Below are 16,812 nucleotides of genomic sequence, written 5' to 3' on the forward strand. Positions count from 1 at the left end.
CAAAATTTATTTTTATGGCTTATTTACTACTGAAGTTAGTTGTATGCATTGGGCAAGAAAAAGCCCCTGTACAAAGTAGGTACAGGGGCTTTTCATTCGTAGCTTTTGGTAGCTTAGATCTGGTCTTTCAATACAGATACAGCCTCCCGCAAGGTAATGTCCTTCTTCAAAGGCTTCGTAAAGCGTGAAGCACGGTTTACTTTGATAGTATCGGTGCCCAGGGCGCGAATGTCAGCCGATAGGGGCGCAATGCTCAAAGTTGGAGCTGTCTTCTGGATGGCTTCGTACTTATCCGACTCCACTTTGGCCTGCTGCTGCTCAGCACGGTAGTTAGTCAGCTTCAATGATACTTTGGTATCATCCTTACGCTTTACCATGCGCTGTACCATGTCCGACAACTGCTTGAAGCTGGCGCTTGAAGCCACGCGGGAAGCACTAGCCTGCTTTAACTTATCGATGGAAGGAGCACCACTCCAAACGCGGTAGCGAGCAGGGGTAATTTCATCCCACTTCAAAGGGTAATCTGACTCTTTCTCACCCTGGTCGAGGTAGCTATACGCGTCGGGAAGAATGATATCAGGTACTACTCCTTTAAACTGCGTAGAGCCACCATTAATGCGGTAGAACTTCTGCGTGGTCAGCTTGAGCGAGCCAAAAGGCTTGATGTTATTAAACTCGGCAGGCATTGCGTCATCCAGATCGAAGATGCGCTGCACAGTTCCCTTACCGTATGTGCTGGCCGAACCCATGATAACGCCACGCTTGTAGTCTTGCATAGCCGCTGCCAGAATCTCAGAGGCCGAAGCACTGTACTTGTTTACGAGCAGCACCAGTGGGCCACTGTATTGCACACGAGGGTCACGGTCGTTGAGGATGCTAGCTGCGCCCTGACCACCACGCACCTGTACTACTGGTCCGCTATCAACGAACAGGCCCGCCATTTCTACGGCATCCTGCAAGGAGCCACCACCATTGAAGCGTAGGTCAAGCACAACTCCTTGCACATTTTCTTGCTTCAGCTTCTCCAGCTCCTTCTTCACGTCGGCTGCTGAGCTGCGGCCGCCATTGTCGTTAAAGTCGGCGTAGAACGTTGGCAGCTTGATGTAGCCAATCTTCTTACCATTGTCATTGATGGTAGCCGACTGCGCAAAGGTTTCCTCAAGCACTACTACATCACGAATGATAGAAATGACCTTGGTGCTTGCATCGGGTTTCTTCACCGTTAAGCGTACCTCCGTGCCTTTCTTACCCTTGATCATCGATACAGCTTTGTCAAGACGAAGGCCTTCAACTGATACCGGTTCAGCAGCTCCCTGAGCCACGCGAATAATAATGTCACCGGCTTTCAACTCGCCCTGACGGTAGGAGGCGCTACCTGGGATGATGTCAGATACCTTGATCTGACCATCCTTCTCCTGTAATGAGGCGCCAATCCCTTCGAAACGGCCAGTCATGGCCTGATCAAAGGTCTCTTTGTCGCGCGGAGCGAAATACTCCGTGTGAGGGTCATAGGTGTTGGCGATGGTATTGGCGTACGTAGCCAACCGGTCGTTTGCATCGTTTTGCTGAAGGTCTTTGAAGTAAGCATCAAAGTACTTCATCACCCGCTTCCGGGCTTCCTCTTCCATTTGGGCTGGCGTGCGCACAGGCTCTGAAGTAGTAGCTACAGAAGGCTGAGCAGAGGTAGAAGCCAGCGGCTTGTCTTTCTTCTTGGCCTGCTCGTCCATCAGCTCTGATACGCGTACCATAGTTTGGTACTTCAGGAACTTGCGCCACTCTTCTCGTTGCGCTGCTGCATTGGCCGCAAACGTAGATTTATCGGGCTCAGTCTCAAACGTCTCGTCCGTGGTAAAGTCGAAAGGCTTCGACAGAATATCGTGGTAGAGGGCCTGCACATCCTTCACACGCTGGTCCATGATCTGCGTGCTCACGTCTAGGAACTCGTGCGTGCCCCGCAGCACCTCGTTGTCAATGTCGTTTTGGTATTTGCGCAGTTGGTCTACGTCCGATTGCAGCAAGAACTTTTTGCTAGAATCCAGACGCTTGAGGTACAAGTCGAACACCCGCTTAGAGAATGTGTCGTCAATCTTCTCAGGCTGGTAGTGGGCCTGAGTGAGAGCCTGAAGCATTGCCTTTACCAGGACTTCGTCCTTCTGCGGCGTGCGGTTGTCGTTGCGCCGGTACAGCTTGTAGGAAGCCAGCACAAACACTGCCATCAGCACCGAGGCATACAGGCCTATTTTAATTCGGGTGGAGGACATGAAGAATCGGGATGAAATGAAAAAGTCAATTGAGAAGGCAACACACGCTAATGCTACGTGCTACCAGAAAGACTGGTTATAAGCAAAAACGCCAAAACCAGTAAAATAAGTGCCCTGTTAGCTGCTTGCCTGAGAGAAAGAAGTAAGTAACCGACTCTAGGTTGCATTTGCTGGAAGGTGAACCATAAGAACCTGAAAGCAGGGGGGTGAGATACAACAGAATAGCCTCCGTAAAGTCCTATGGAATGATCAATATACAAAAAAATAAAGGCCCTTCCACTCAAGTGGAAGGGCCTTCAAGACTAAAAAGCGGTCTGCTTAGTAGTGACGTACTTTCTCGCCATTGTTGCGACGGAATTCTTCTTCAAAGTAGCGAGCATCTTCTTCGCTACGGGGTTTCACACCCATGACGATGTTACCGCTCTTGATGTCGCTTTCGTACTCAGAAGCGTGCTCTTCTGGGATACCCGAGCCTACTAGGGCTCCTACTAAGCCGCCCGTCAAACCACCGGCACCAGCACCCGCCAGAGCGGCAGCAATAGGACCAGCAATTACTAAGCCCAAACCGGGTAGTGCTACTGAAGTACCAATGGCAGCAATTGCACCGATTACAGCACCAGCCGTACCACCGATTGCTGAACCTACGCCAGCGCCTTCCATGGCTTTGTCGCCAAGCTCAGTATCAGGAGTATCGCTGCCGAAGTGCGTCTTGCGGGTGTCGTCCGACATCAATACGTTTACGTCGTCCTTAGAATAACCACGTGACGAAAGCGACTGGTAAGCACGCTCGGCGCTGTCACGGTCGCGGAAGGTTCCATAAGTAGAAGTACCATAGGTGGTGTTGCTACCAGTTACTGCACGTGCTGCGTCACCAGCAGCATTCTGTACTGCGTCTACGCCAGCACCGATGGTTGCGCCTGCTGAACCAGCAATTGCACCGCCTTTTTGCGTGGCGCTGTAGTCATGGTGTGCGCTGTTGTCTGAGCCAGCAACACCTGAGTCGCTGGTGCTAGAGTTGCCCATATTGCCGCTAGAGGTAGTGTTTGCGCCAGTGCCGTAGCCAGTGCCAGCCGAGCCAGTACCGTAGTTAGCGCCTGAACCTGTACCTGAATTAGTCGGATTGATCGAATCGTTAGTGCTCATGGAGTGGGAGATTTAAATGATTGAAAGGAGAGAGTTTTGCTTTCGCCTGCTGGGTTGTACTAGTGGAAAGGGAGCAGCAGGTGATCTGAGTAGCTTAACGGGAGCAGTCAGAATGGGGTTGCAAAAAAATCTGCTTATAAATCTATTTTACCTCCTAGCCTCATCAGCTAAGCAACTTTAGGCCTTGTACTTAGGCGAATTTTTCGTAATTGACCGAATCTTGCCAGAATGTTCTGCACTCGCGGCGCATTGTTTTCAGGAAGTCTTCCTGTTGCTTAAGAGTGCGCCATTCGCCCAGTCCTAGCCGCTCGCACAACTTATAGAAGTTGTCGCCCTGGCCCTTTGAGCCTTCTACTTTCACCAAGCAACTAAGAATAGGACGGCCGGCAGCATGTTCCTGTTCAGAAAGCTCGGCAAGGAGTTCATTGAGTCGAGCTTTCTCGTGGGAAATGTCTAGGTTAAGGCCAAGCTCAGCTTCCTGAACCAAGTTGAGGTAGCTAGTAGTACCCACCTGGGTGCGGGCAAAGCGAATTAAATGGCTGCGTACTCGGCCGATCATGAGGGAGAAAGTATTAGGGGAGCGGAATGTAGCAAAAAAAAGCCCGCCGTCTTTACATCCGAGTAAAGACGGCGGGCGGGCGCTAACCAAAACTGTGCCGGGCTACAAAAACTAGCGTTTCTGCGCTTTACGGCGGTTCATCTCCTTTTGAATTAATAAAAATTCACGGCTGGTTTGGCCGGCAATAGCGGTGTTTTCATCAGCACGCCGCAGGAGATAGGGCATTACCGACGCAACTGGACCATAAGGCACGTATTTGGCCGTATTATAGCCCGCATTAGCCAAGTTGTAGGTGAGATTATCGCTCATGCCATATAACTGCGCAAACCACATGCGTGGGTCATTGGGCTGCAAGCCGTTTTCCTGCATAAGCTCAGTAAGCAGTAGAGAGCTAGCCTCATTATGTGTACCTGCACAAATGCTAATATGATCGGCATGCTCTACGCAGAAACGTAACGACTCATTATAGAGGTCGTCGGTGGCTTGCTTGCTCGGGTTGATTGGGTTTTGGCGGCCCTGGCTAGCTGCTACGCGGGCTTCCTTTTCCATGTAAGCGCCCCGCACCAGCTTGCCCCCTAGGTAGTAACCGCCCTGCACTGCATCCTCGTAAGCCTTTTTGATAGCGTCGAGCCGGTCTTGGCGGTACAGCTGATACGTGTTCCAAACAATGGCCGACTCCCGGTTGTAGCGCTGCATCATCTCGTACGTCAGCTGGTCAATGGTTTCCTGGAACCAGCTTTCTTCAGCATCAATAAATACGCGTACCCCATACTGGTGGGCGCGCGCACAGATGGCGTTAATACGCTTTTTGCTGCGCTCGTAGCTGGCCTGCTCAGTAGGCGTGAGGGCTACCCCGCGTTGCACTTTCTCTAAAATGGCGCTATCGGCTACACCAGTTACTTTAAATACGGAGAATGGAATCGATTCCGAACGATGGGCCAAATCAATGGTAGCCAGCAGCTCGGTGGTGGTTTCATCAAAGCTCTTATCGGTACCCTCTCCTTCCACTGAATAGTCGAGGATGGTACCGATCTGATAGCGGGCTAGCTCCTGGATAACTGGCAAACAATCTTGAATGCTCTCACCCCCGCAGAACTGGTCAAAGATGGAGTTCTTGATCAAAAACTTAGTGCCGGGCACATGCCACTTCAGCGCTGTTTTCATGAGGCCTCCGCCCGTCTTCACAAGGGAGTTGTTATTCATGGCTGCAAACAGGGCGTACATTTTGCGTAGCTCCCCATCCGATTTGGAGGCGAAAGCAACGGCAGTATCCTCGAAGGATAGGGGGGGGGCTTGCGTAAGGGACATTAAGCAGTCAGTTTAGCGACGAGTGGGCGGACTTCGCAGGGCAAAGATAGCCGGTTAACATCGTTTCAAACCGGATAGTTACTTAACTGCAATTTGCTTTTTCGAAGGTTGCGCCTCGCCTCGCCACTTAGGTAGCTTATAGCCAATACCGTCGCTATGCTGCGTAATTCTATACTTACTGAGCGTTAGCTGCTACAGGAGTAGTAGAATTAGCTACGCGGATGTACTGGTGGTTACTAAGCTTGCCGTTGGCGTCCTGGAGATACAACCGGTTGCCGGAGACTAGATAGTATTGACTGCTTTGGTAACCACGGTAAATGATAACGTGACGGTATTTGTTTTTGGCATTGCTACGGGCGGCGCGCCGTACAGAATATGCTGCTGCACCCCGCAAAGTGCCGTCCTCGAAAAACCGAGCCCGCCCGCGCCGGTCAAACTCAATCCGAACCCGGTGCCCAGTAACGGCCGGAGTAAGAGCCGGATCCGAAACAATAGAACTTTCCACCCACTCCCAACGGCCCACTAACTGTTCCTCTGCGGTTGGTAATGAGTCACGGTTACATGCTGCCAAGAATACTGCAGCCCCACCAGTAATGAATAACTGACGTAAGAAAGAATTCATAAAATAATAGAGCTTAAGTTGCGCTACTATGAGTGATATAAAGCTTAAATAGTTGCATCAAAACAAGTGAATTTTGGGCAATTTCACGCTACCAAAGCGCATAAGTTTTTTTGAAACCGACACGACCTTGACAGACACATTATTTTTGGGCGCAGAAGCGCTGCCCGCACTGGCAGAACTGCTCCGCCGTCCAGCTGTAGGACAGGTTTGGGTACTAGCCGATGCTAACACGGCCCGCTTGTGCTACCCCCTGCTACAACCGCATTTGCCGCCTACTCATCGGCTAATTGAAATTCCCGCCGGCGAGGAATTTAAGACGCTTGCTACCTGTGATACCGTGTGGCAGCAGCTTACGGAGCAGAACACAGACCGCCACGCCGTGCTCGTGAACTTGGGCGGTGGGGTAGTGACGGACTTGGGTGGTTTTTGTGCGGCGGTGTACAAACGGGGTATTCGCTTCATTCAGGTGCCCACTACCTTGCTGGCGCAGGTAGATGCTAGTGTAGGAGGCAAAACAGGCGTTGATTTCCTCGGCTTCAAAAACCAACTGGGCGTATTTCAGGAGCCAGCGGCCGTGTGCATTGATCCGCAGTTCTTGCAGACCCTGGACCCGCGGCAGTTGAAGGCTGGTTACGCCGAGATAGTAAAGCACTGGCTGATTGCCGATGCCGACGCCTTCCAGCAGAACCGGAGCATTGGTATGTTCGTGGAGGAGTGGCTGCCCCTGATTCGGGAGTCGGTACTATTGAAAGAACAGGTAGTAGCCCAAGATCCGTTGGAAAGTGGCCTACGCAAAGTGCTCAATTACGGGCATACCGTCGGCCATGCCCTAGAGAGCTATTTGCTACTTCAGCCTGGCCGCGAAATTCTGCACGGCGAAGCTGTAGCTGCTGGAATGATATGCGAGGCTTGGCTGAGCCGCGAAAAGGGGCTTCTGAGCGAGCAGGAACTTGATACGATTGAGACCTTCCTGTTTTCGGTTTTCGAGAAAGTGCAGTTCGTAACACTTGAGACGGAGGCTATTGCGGAGTTTGCTTATCAGGATAAGAAGAACGTGGGTTCCACTATCAACTGCACCCTACTGGAAGGAATTGGCCGTGCCGTGTATGACCAACCCGTAACTCCTGCCGAAATTGCTGCTTCCTTGCGTTACTACCACCGGCTCTGAGTTGGCCGGTATTTCTGTTTGTTGCCGCTGCTATTGAGCCTGCGGTTAGCGTCGGATGCTAGCTAGTACCCGGCCTCATTTTTTTTGCATGACGATTTCTTCCTCCCCTGAGTACCCTGCTTCTCTCCAGCTGACGTGGCCAAGCCAAGTTCTGCGCGGAAGTGCGCAAGTTCCGGCTTCCAAAAGTGAAAGCAACCGCGCCCTGATTATTCAAGCCTTGGCTGGTGGCGGCCAGCTACGTAATCTGTCGGACGCTAACGATACCCAACTCATGGAGCGGCTGCTCCAAGACCCCGCTGCCGCTACTTTCGATGCTGAAGATGCCGGCACGGTGATGCGTTTTTTGACGGCTTATCTTGCTATGACCGGGCGCCAAACTGAATTGGTAGGTACTGCTCGCATGCTGGAGCGCCCCATTGGGGTTCTGGTAGAAGCGCTCCGCCAATTGGGAGCCCGGATAGAGTATGCCGGGCAGGAGGGCTACCCACCCTTGCGCCTGCAAGGGCGTACGCCCCAGCCAGCAGAGGAAGATCCCACGGAGCTAACAGTGCGCGGCGACATCAGCAGCCAGTACATCTCGGCCCTTCTGATGATTGGGCCCACCTTGCCAAGTGGCTTGCGTATCTGGCTTACGGGTAAGGTCGGCTCGCGCCCCTACATCCGTATGACGCAGGCACTGATGCAGCACTTTGGTGCTCAGTGCCGCGACTTGGGCGAGGTGTTGGAAGTGCGCTCCCAGGCCTACCAGCCCACCGATTATACCGTGGAAGGCGACTGGTCGGCGGCTAGCTATTGGTATGCAATGGTAGCCTTAGCACCGGCGGGCTCCCACCTAACCTTGCCCACGCTACGCCGATACTCCTGGCAGGGCGACCAAGCTATTGTGGGTATTATGGCACAGCTTGGGGTCCAGACCGAATTCTTAGCTAATGAATCGGTGCGCCTGACCCAGACGGCACCTGCCGCCGCCGTAGAGCAGGACTTTACCGACTGCCCCGATCTGGCGCAAACTGTAGCCGTGGTAGCAGCTGCTCTTGGTGTGCCTACTATCATGACGGGCCTGGAAAGCTTGCGCATTAAGGAAACGGATCGGATTGCTGCCCTGCAACAGGAGTTAGCAAAGTTTGGTGGTGCCCTCACGGACGAAGGAGAGGGCCGCTTCCGCGTTTCAGCTGATGGCTTCGAAGTTAAAAATCAAACAGTAGCTACCTATCACGACCACCGCATGGCTATGGCTTTTGCGCCCTTAGCCTTGCGTGGACCTCTAACTATTGAGGCGCCCCGTGTAGTGCGCAAATCCTACCCACAGTTCTGGCAGGAATTGGGAAAAATAGGTTTCGAGGTCCGCTAATCTGCTTCTCAATTACCAAACAACTGCGCCCCGCTAGCATACTAGTGGGGCGCAGTTGTTTGGTAATCTATTTTGAAAGAGAAGCGGGCGAAAGTAAACCGCACGTATCAGAGAGTTCGGAAGTAATCCGCTGAGTGTAGGAGCCGGCTGCCATACCAGCTGAATAATTCGCCGTCTACGATTCGAATGGTAGCCCCTGGGCAGATGGCCTGAAACTCCACTCGGTGTTTTTCGCCGAACGGGTAAGGCTCCGAAGAAAGCAAAATCTGGTGTGGTGCAGCCTCTGCTAGTTGAGCAGGGGTAATTTCAGGATAACGCTGTAGCTGCGCAAACACATTCTGAAAGCCCGCCCGCTGCAGCATATCATTAATGAACGTGCCGCTTGCTGCTACCATATAGGGTTTACGCCAAATAAAGTAGGCAGCAGGCACAAGCGAATCAGAAACTTGTAAAGCCGTAAAAGATGCTGCTATTGCTGCGCTTAGCGAATCTGCTTTCGCTTGTCGGCCGGTTATGAGTCCAACGCGCCGGATCATATCCAAGGAGGCCTCCAGGTTTGTGATGTCGCTCATCCAGACCGGGTGCTTACTTGCCAACTCTGTAATTCCCTCTTGATAATTTTCCTCCTTATTACCCAAAATCAAATCGGGCTTTAAGCTGGCAATTCTCGCGAAATCAAAATTTTTCGTGCCGCCTACTACTTGGGCCTGCTGCCGCGCTGTCCGCGGGTGAATACAAAACTTCGTAACGCCTACTACCCGGCTACCCAGGCCCAGGTCGTAGAGCAATTCGGTTTGGGAAGGTACAAGCGACACGATTCGCTGCGGGGGGTAGGGCACTGCCACACGCCGTCCCATTTGGTCGGTAACGGTAAGCGGCGGAAGAAAATCCAGCATGAAATAAAAAGTTGACCTGCTTCAAACGATAGCCATACGCAGAAGAGGCGCCGCTCTGCATACCACAGAACAGCGCCTCTTCGACGGGCAGCCCAACGGCACTACTTAGCTAAAATAGCGGAAGTCCTGCTTGTCCTCAATGCGCAACAGCGTTTCGTAGATAAGCTGCGTTACATGCTCCACATCGTCTTTATGCACGGTTTCTACCGTGGTGTGCATGTACTTCAAGGGTAGCGAAATCAGGGCCGAAGCCACGCCTGCTCCCGAATAAGCAAATGCGTCGGTGTCGGTGCCCGTGGCACGGGTAGCGGCGGCCCGCTGGAAGGGAATCTCCGCTGCCTGAGCCGTCTCAATGATAAGGTCGCGCAGGTTATTCTGTACCGCCGGGCCGTAGGTGATTACGGGGCCTTTTCCGCAGAAAATGTCGCCGGCAGTTTTTTTCTCATACATCGGCGACTGCGTGTCATGCGTCACGTCGGTGATGATGGCAACATCGGGCTTAATGCGGTGAGCAATCATCTCCGCGCCGCGCAAGCCAATTTCTTCCTGCACGGCATTTACCACATACAAGCCAAAAGGTAGCTTCTTGTCGTTTTCCTTTAGCATGCGGGCTACTTCAGCAATCATGAAGCCACCGATACGGTTGTCTAAGGCGCGGCCTACGTAGTACCGGTCATTGAGGACGGTGAACTCATCTTCAAAGGTTACTACCGAACCCACGTGGATACCCAACTGCTCTACTTCTTCCTTAGAAGACGCACCGCAGTCCAAATACACAGTTTCAATAGTAGGGGCTTTGTCTTGCTCTACTTTCCGCACATGAATAGCTGGCCAGCCAAATACGGCCTTCACTATGCCTTTTTTTGTGTGGATGTTTACGCGCTTGCTTGGCGCTACCAAGGGGTCGGAACCTCCGTTTTTACGCAGATACAAGAAGCCCGATTCCGTGATAAAGTTTACGAAATAGCTGATCTCGTCGGCGTGGGCCTCAATCACTACTTTGTACTCAGCTTCGGGGTTGATAACGCCCACTACGGTACCATAAGTGTCGACAAAATACTCGTCGATGTAGGGCTTGATATATTCGAGCCAGAGTTTCTGTCCTTCCTTCTCGAAACCAGTAGGGGAGGGGTTATTTAGGTACTTCTGTAGGAAGTCAAACGATTCTTGACGCATACGGTAGGTGTCATCCTGGGCTATGCGAAGGACCTTTTCGCACCAGGTTGTTTTTCTAGGTCAGAACAGGGTAACTCTCAGTCCTTCGCGCTACCTCGCTCGATCGTAACAGGGACTTTATTTACAAGGGGATGTTGCCATGCTTCTTGCGCGGCAAGGTGTCTACTTTATTTTCTAACATCTTAAACGCCCGAATTAGCTTCTGGCGCGTCTGAGAAGGTAAAATTACTTCATCTACGAAGCCGCGGTGGGCCGCGCGGTAGGGAGTAGCAAACTTTTCCTGGTACTCATCTACCTTCTCTTGCAGCTTCGCTTCCGGGTCAGCCGCCTGAGCAATTTCTCGCTTGAAGATGATTTCGGCGGCTCCTTTGGCGCCCATTACGGCAATTTCGGCAGTAGGCCAAGCGTAGTTCATGTCGGCTCCAATGTGCTTGGAGTTCATTACGTCGTAAGCTCCACCGTACGCCTTACGGGTGATAACCGTGATACGCGGTACCGTAGCTTCGCAGAAGGCATAGAGCAGCTTTGCACCATTGGTAATAATGCCCCGCCATTCCTGATCGGTGCCCGGTAGAAAGCCTGGTACATCTTCCAGCACCAGCAGCGGAATGTTAAACGAGTCGCAGAACCGTACGAACCGCGCCGCTTTGGTCGAGGCATTAATATCGAGCACACCGGCCAGTACTGCCGGCTGGTTGCCTACTATTCCAATGCTGCGACCACCAAGGCGGGCAAACCCGACCACAATGTTCTCAGCGAAGTTCTGATGTGCTTCTAAGAACGAATCAGTATCGACTATGCCCTCAATTACTTCGCGGATGTCGTACGGCTGGTTTGGGTTGTCAGGGATGATGGAGTCCAGTACCGGCCGCGACTCATCCAAGCCCGTTTCGTAGGGTACTGCGGGTGCCGTTTCCTCGCAGTTCTGCGGCATGTAGCTCAGCAGGGCCTTGAGTTGGTTAATGCACGCTACCTCGTTGGGTGCTGTGAAGTGCGTCACGCCGCTCTTGGTAGAATGCGTGCTAGCACCGCCCAACTCCTCACTCGTAACGGTTTCATGGGTCACCGTCTTCACTACGTTGGGGCCGGTCACGAACATATAGCTCGTATCTTCCACCATCAAAATGAAGTCGGTAATGGCGGGCGAGTACACCGCGCCGCCTGCGCACGGCCCCATAATAGCCGAGAGCTGAGGTACTACGCCTGAGGCCAGGGTGTTCTTGTAGAAGATATCAGCGTAGCCACCTAAGCTTACTACTCCTTCTTGAATACGGGCCCCGCCTGAGTCATTAAGCCCAATCACGGGGGCTCCGTTCTTCATGGCTAGGTCCATGATTTTTACAATTTTCTCGGCGTGGGTTTCGCTAAGAGAGCCGCCGAAAACGGTGAAATCTTGGGAGAACACATATACCAAGCGGCCGTTGACGGTACCATAACCCGTTACTACTCCATCGCCTAGGTAGTATTCCTTGTCAAGACCGAAGTCCTTAGAGCGGTGCATTACAAACTTTCCTATCTCCTCAAACGATCCTTCATCAAGTAACAGATCAATCCGCTCGCGGGCAGTAAGCTTGCCTTTCTTGTGTTGGGCGTCGATGCGGGCTTGGCCGCCGCCCAATAAAGCTTCCTGGTTTTTGCGTTCAAGAATTTCGAGTTTACTCAGGTGGGCTTCAGCGCGTGAATCAGACATTGGGCGGGAGTAGGAAATGCAGAGTGTACTAGTTAGGTCAGGAAACCAAAGGTAACGCACCAACAAAGAAAAGCCGCACCAGAATTGTGGGGCGGCTTAGCAATGGCTAGGATATCGAGGTGCTGTTGTTGACACTTGTATATTGAGAGTATTAAGGTTAATAAGTTAGAACCTGTACTAACAACGGTTAGCTTATTAAGCTACAAAAAAGGCCGGCTCCTAGGTGGGAGCCGGCCTTTCTCATATTGAATGACGATTACTCGCCTTTCTTCTTAGTGTCTGGCTCGTCATCGTTGGGCTCGGGAGTTTCTTCCGGGCGCTCATCGCTGGCAAGGTTGGGCATTTCACCGCTCTTGCTTACGGAGAAGGTTAGCTCCTCAGCATCGGCAGTGTAATCGGCCGTGATAACATCGCCCTGGGCGATTTCGGCTTTTAGAATTTCCTCCGCAATCGGATCTTCAATGTACTTCTGGATGGCCCGGTTCAGCGGACGTGCACCATACTTCGGATCGTAGCCTTTCTCGGCTACAAAGTCCTTAGCAGCATCGGTCAGCTCCACTCGGTAGCCCAGTGTCTGGATGCGGTTGAGCAACTTCGACAGCGAAATGTCAATAATGCGGTGGATGTCGTGCTTCTCAAGCGAGTTGAACACGATAACATCGTCCAAACGGTTGAGGAACTCTGGTGAGAAGGTCTTGCGCAGAGCATTAGTGATAGTGCCCTTCGTAATCTCGTCCATGTTCTCCTGACGAGCCTTAGTGCCGAAGCCAATGCCAGCCCCGAAGTCCTGCAAGTCACGAGCTCCAATGTTAGAGGTCATGATGATGATGGTGTTGCGGAAGTCCACCTTGCGACCAAGGCCGTCGGTCAGAATGCCGTCATCTAGCACTTGCAAAAGCAGGTTGTACACGTCGGGGTGAGCTTTTTCAATCTCATCCAGCAGAATAACCGAATATGGCTTGCGACGAATCTTCTCCGTGAGCTGACCGCCTTCTTCGTAGCCTACGTAGCCGGGAGGTGCGCCCACTAGGCGCGAGATGCTGAATTTCTCCATGTACTCCGACATATCGATACGCACGAGCGAATCTTCCTTATCGAAGAGGTAGTTAGCCAACACCTTCGCCAGTTCCGTCTTACCTACACCAGTTGGGCCTAGGAATACGAAAGAGCCGATTGGCTTCTTAGGGTCTTTCAAACCTACGCGAGTACGCTGAATAGCCTTCACAAGCTGAGCAATGGCCTTATCCTGACCAATCACCTTGCCCTTCAGCTCATCACCCATTTTCAGGAGCTTAGAGCTTTCGTTCTGAGCTACGCGGGAAACAGGAATGCCAGTCATCATGGCAATAACCTCAGCTACGTTCTCCTCTTTTACGGTGTAGCGCTTTTTCTTGGTCTCCTCTTCCCAATCCTTTTTGGCTTGGTCGAGTTGATCGATCAGCTTTTTCTCCGTGTCGCGGAGCTTAGCAGCTTCCTCGTACTTCTGCGATTTTACAACGCGGTTCTTCTCCGTCTTGATATTCTCAATCTGCTCTTCAAGCTTGAGGATATCTTCGGGTACCACGATGTTGTTGATGTGGACACGGGCACCAGCCTCGTCAAGAATGTCGATGGCCTTATCGGGGAGGAAACGGTCCGACATGTAGCGGTCTGACAGTTTCACACAAGCCTCAATTGCCTTGTCGGTGTACAGAACGTGATGGTGGTCCTGATACTTGTCCTTGATGTTGTTCAGGATTTCAATCGTCTCTTCTGGAGTGGTAGGATCTACCATTACCATCTGGAAACGACGGGCAAGGGCGCCGTCCTTTTCAATGTACTGACGATATTCGTCGAGCGTAGTAGCACCAATGCATTGAATCTCGCCACGAGCCAAGGCAGGTTTGAACATGTTGGAAGCATCTAGTGAACCAGATGCGCCACCAGCGCCCACAATCGTGTGCAGCTCGTCAATGAACAGGATAACGTCGGGCGACTTCTCCAACTCATTCATTACGGCCTTCATGCGCTCCTCAAACTGGCCGCGGTACTTGGTACCAGCCACCAGTGAAGCAAGGTCAAGCGTAACTACGCGCTTACCAAACAGTACACGAGATACCTTCTTCTGGATGATGCGCAGGGCAAGGCCTTCAGCAATAGCCGTCTTACCAACACCAGGCTCACCAATCAGAATAGGGTTGTTCTTTTTGCGGCGCGACAGAATTTGGGCAACACGCTCAATTTCTTTTTCGCGACCTACAATAGGATCAAGCTTGTCCTCTTCAGCTAGCTTAGTCAGGTCGCGGCCGAAGTTATCGAGCACCGGAGTGCGCGACTTTTCGTTGCCCTTCTTTGGAGTAGCGCCGGCGCCAGCACCGCCGCGGCCTGCACCACCTCCAAAGAGGCGGTCGTTGTCATCATCGTCGGCCTCAGGGCCGTTAGTAGGGTTGTTCGCCGTGTTACCGTGGTAGTCCAGCGAATCGCGCACGGATTCGTAGTTCACGTTGAATTTGCTGAGGATTTGAGACGAAATGTTGTCTTCATCGCGCAAAATCGACAGGAGCAGGTGCTCGGTGCCAATGATTTCGCTTTTGAAGATTTTAGCTTCGAGGTAGGTAATCTTGAGGACTTTCTCGGTTTGCTTCGTCAGTGGGATAGAGCCAGTGATGCTCGTGCCCTGCGTGGCCGTGTTGCGAGTGGCCTGCTCAAGGGCATACTTCAGCTCGTCCACCGAAACACCCAATTTCTTGAGCAAGCCGATGGCCGTGCCTTCCCCTTCGCGAATCATGCCCAGCAATAAGTGTTCGGTACCGATATAGTCGTGCCCGAGCCGGATGGCCTCTTCCCGGCTCAGGGAGATGACCTCCTTGACTCGATTTGAGAATTTAGCTTCCATGCAGATAAGGTAGTGAAGAAAAACGGAACCCCGCAAGTGTAAGTGGAGGCAGCAAATGCGGGTTTTGGCCGTTGTTATCTGAAAACAGATTGTGACGGGCGAAGGTTCGGAGGCGGCAAGTACACTACGTAAGAAAACTGCCGGCGGCCGGTCCCTGCATGAATAGCAGGTCTAAGATGCTGAGTCCCGGTACAAAATCTTTACCAAACGTTTGGCGATACGACTTACCCGACTTCCTGTCAGGTTCGGCAGTTTTCGGTGTCAGCCAGTCGCGGCGGTCTAGCACAGATGCAGTAGGAACGTGAGGGAGAAAGGAGGGATAAGAGGGCAAATATTCAGTAGTAAGCTGAAGGGAAAGCGGCAGGCGTAAGCAGCGTAAGTAGAAACGCAGAAAAGCCAGATTAAGGTCAAAAAGCAACCTAGGCTTCTGTACGTAAATATCGTGCAGATAGTCGGCGTAATATTCAAAATACGGTGTGCCACCGTAAGCGGTTTGCAATGTGCGCCAGTGCTGATGAATCCAGTTCTGACGATAATCAATCTCTACGGCGTTAATCAGCACTTTTTCGCTGCGGTTGCCATCTATTACTGGCACGGTAAGAGGCTTTACTCCTTGTGCAGTGAGAATAAGGCAACGGTTCCGATAGGTTTGTTTACGGTAGTGCTCCTGGGTTTCCAGCCATAGTGTCTGGTTGCCAATTAATTCACCAAAAAATGCAATAGGTGGATGGTAGTGAGTTTCAAACAGAACGGGCATACGAAAGGCGATTATGGGCTCTGAGAAACCATTAAGCGGTAAGGAAGAGCATTCTGCCGAACGAACCGAACCATTATCCTGCCGAAAGGCATTTTAAGGAAAGCAATATCTTTGAACCCGACAAGCTGACATGATGCGTGCTGCACTTACTCTATTATTCTTTCTTCTACTAGGTGCAGCACAAGCTGCCGCTCCCCCGCAACTGGTGTTAGATGTTGCACGCTTTCGCAATGAAAACGTGGCTGTAAAAGGCGCAGTGGTGGAAGTATACGCTACGGTTTCGGGGCAGTCGTTGACGTACAAGCGCCGCGGTCCTAAGCTCTTTCAAGCGGCAGCCACTGTTACGCTCGAACTCATTCGTCCTGACGGGGCAGCAGTGTACCAGGAAACAGTACTATTGAAGCCCCCTGTGCTGCGCGACACCACTGCGGTTATTAAAAACCCCATTAGCTTTCAAAAGCGCATTGTAGTGCCTGATGGAAGCTATGTGCTGCGAGGCCAAGTCCGTGACCAGTATAAAGGAGGTACCGCCAACATTGTGGAAGTCCCGCTTGTCCTGCAATCAACCTCTATTAAGCCTGTTTTAAGCGATATTGTGCTGCTAGCAAAACCTGCCTCGCGCACTATAGCCGATGGCAACAATTTTATTCGGAACGGCTTTAGTCTAACCCGTGCCCCCGGTGGGTTGTATGCTCGTGGAGCCGATAAGGTGTACTTTTACTCCGAGCTACATAATGCCACATCCGATCAGCCGCTCACGTTGCGGTATCGATTACGAACTCCTACTGCTACGAAAGACTTGGTGACTAGTACTGGTAGCGTCACGGGCGCTTCGGGCAAGCCTACTGTAGTGTCAGGCGAAGTAGATATTAGCAAGGTGCCGGCCGGCGAGTACGTGCTACTTGTGGAAGTGCGTAATGCCAAGAATCAACTGCTTGCCTCTCAAACAGCCAAATTAAGTCGTAACCCCGACGATTACGCGCCTGCCGGGGCCGTAATGCCCTAA

13 protein-coding genes are annotated in these 16,812 nt (G+C 52.0%); 3 read left to right on the plus strand and 10 right to left on the minus strand.

Annotated features, from left to right (window positions below):
- Positions 1-113 precede the first annotated feature (113 nt).
- The 5 genes from CHB83_RS14205 to CHB83_RS14225 form a co-directional block, all read right to left on the minus strand.
- Positions 114-2,261, minus strand: a complete 2,148-nt coding sequence (locus CHB83_RS14205) for a carboxy terminal-processing peptidase (protein ID WP_052695043.1) — start codon at positions 2,259-2,261, stop codon at positions 114-116.
- Between the two features lie 318 nt (positions 2,262-2,579).
- The gene (locus CHB83_RS24315; RefSeq protein ID WP_317044792.1) at positions 2,580-3,404 is read right to left on the minus strand and encodes a hypothetical protein; all 825 of its coding nucleotides are present in this window, start codon (positions 3,402-3,404) and stop codon (positions 2,580-2,582) included.
- Positions 3,405-3,594: 190 nt separating this feature from the next.
- Positions 3,595-3,963 carry a hypothetical protein gene (locus CHB83_RS14215; protein WP_045687650.1) on the minus strand — a complete coding sequence of 123 codons (369 nt, stop codon included), beginning with the start codon at positions 3,961-3,963 and terminating at the stop codon, positions 3,595-3,597.
- A gap of 111 nt (positions 3,964-4,074) precedes the next feature.
- Positions 4,075-5,271 (minus strand): proline dehydrogenase family protein, encoded by a 1,197-nt coding sequence (locus tag CHB83_RS14220; RefSeq protein ID WP_089333104.1) that lies wholly within the window; start codon positions 5,269-5,271, stop codon positions 4,075-4,077.
- A 175-nt stretch (positions 5,272-5,446) separates the two neighbouring features.
- Positions 5,447-5,893 carry a hypothetical protein gene (locus tag CHB83_RS14225; protein ID WP_143437137.1) on the minus strand — a complete coding sequence of 149 codons (447 nt, stop codon included), beginning with the start codon at positions 5,891-5,893 and terminating at the stop codon, positions 5,447-5,449.
- A gap of 127 nt (positions 5,894-6,020) precedes the next feature.
- On the opposite strand from CHB83_RS14225, the gene aroB reads away from it, so the two are divergent.
- Positions 6,021-7,061, plus strand: coding sequence for a 3-dehydroquinate synthase (gene aroB, locus CHB83_RS14230; protein WP_089333168.1), 1,041 nt, complete (start codon positions 6,021-6,023; stop codon positions 7,059-7,061).
- Positions 7,062-7,149: 88 nt separating this feature from the next.
- The gene (locus CHB83_RS14235; protein ID WP_245855358.1) at positions 7,150-8,412 is read left to right on the plus strand and encodes a 3-phosphoshikimate 1-carboxyvinyltransferase; all 1,263 of its coding nucleotides are present in this window, start codon (positions 7,150-7,152) and stop codon (positions 8,410-8,412) included.
- A 107-nt stretch (positions 8,413-8,519) separates the two neighbouring features.
- On the opposite strand, the gene CHB83_RS14240 is transcribed toward CHB83_RS14235, so the two are convergent.
- From CHB83_RS14240 to CHB83_RS14260, 5 genes are all read right to left on the minus strand, one after another.
- Positions 8,520-9,308 carry an ABC transporter substrate-binding protein gene (locus CHB83_RS14240; RefSeq protein ID WP_089333106.1) on the minus strand — a complete coding sequence of 263 codons (789 nt, stop codon included), beginning with the start codon at positions 9,306-9,308 and terminating at the stop codon, positions 8,520-8,522.
- Between the two features lie 105 nt (positions 9,309-9,413).
- Positions 9,414-10,484 (minus strand): M42 family metallopeptidase, encoded by a 1,071-nt coding sequence (locus CHB83_RS14245; protein ID WP_055562455.1) that lies wholly within the window; start codon positions 10,482-10,484, stop codon positions 9,414-9,416.
- A 121-nt stretch (positions 10,485-10,605) separates the two neighbouring features.
- On the minus strand, positions 10,606-12,174 hold the full coding sequence (locus CHB83_RS14250; protein WP_089333107.1) for an acyl-CoA carboxylase subunit beta: 1,569 nt from the start codon (positions 12,172-12,174) through the stop codon (positions 10,606-10,608).
- Between the two features lie 256 nt (positions 12,175-12,430).
- Positions 12,431-15,049, minus strand: coding sequence for an ATP-dependent Clp protease ATP-binding subunit (locus tag CHB83_RS14255; protein WP_045689918.1), 2,619 nt, complete (start codon positions 15,047-15,049; stop codon positions 12,431-12,433).
- Between the two features lie 124 nt (positions 15,050-15,173).
- The gene (locus tag CHB83_RS14260) at positions 15,174-15,806 is read right to left on the minus strand and encodes a WbqC family protein (RefSeq protein ID WP_089333108.1); all 633 of its coding nucleotides are present in this window, start codon (positions 15,804-15,806) and stop codon (positions 15,174-15,176) included.
- A gap of 130 nt (positions 15,807-15,936) precedes the next feature.
- On the opposite strand from CHB83_RS14260, the gene CHB83_RS14265 reads away from it, so the two are divergent.
- Positions 15,937-16,812 (plus strand): hypothetical protein, encoded by an 876-nt coding sequence (locus CHB83_RS14265; RefSeq protein WP_089333109.1) that lies wholly within the window; start codon positions 15,937-15,939, stop codon positions 16,810-16,812.

This window comes from Hymenobacter mucosus, assembly GCF_900188255.1.
In the GTDB taxonomy this organism is placed as follows: Bacteria; Bacteroidota; Bacteroidia; order Cytophagales; family Hymenobacteraceae; genus Hymenobacter; species Hymenobacter mucosus.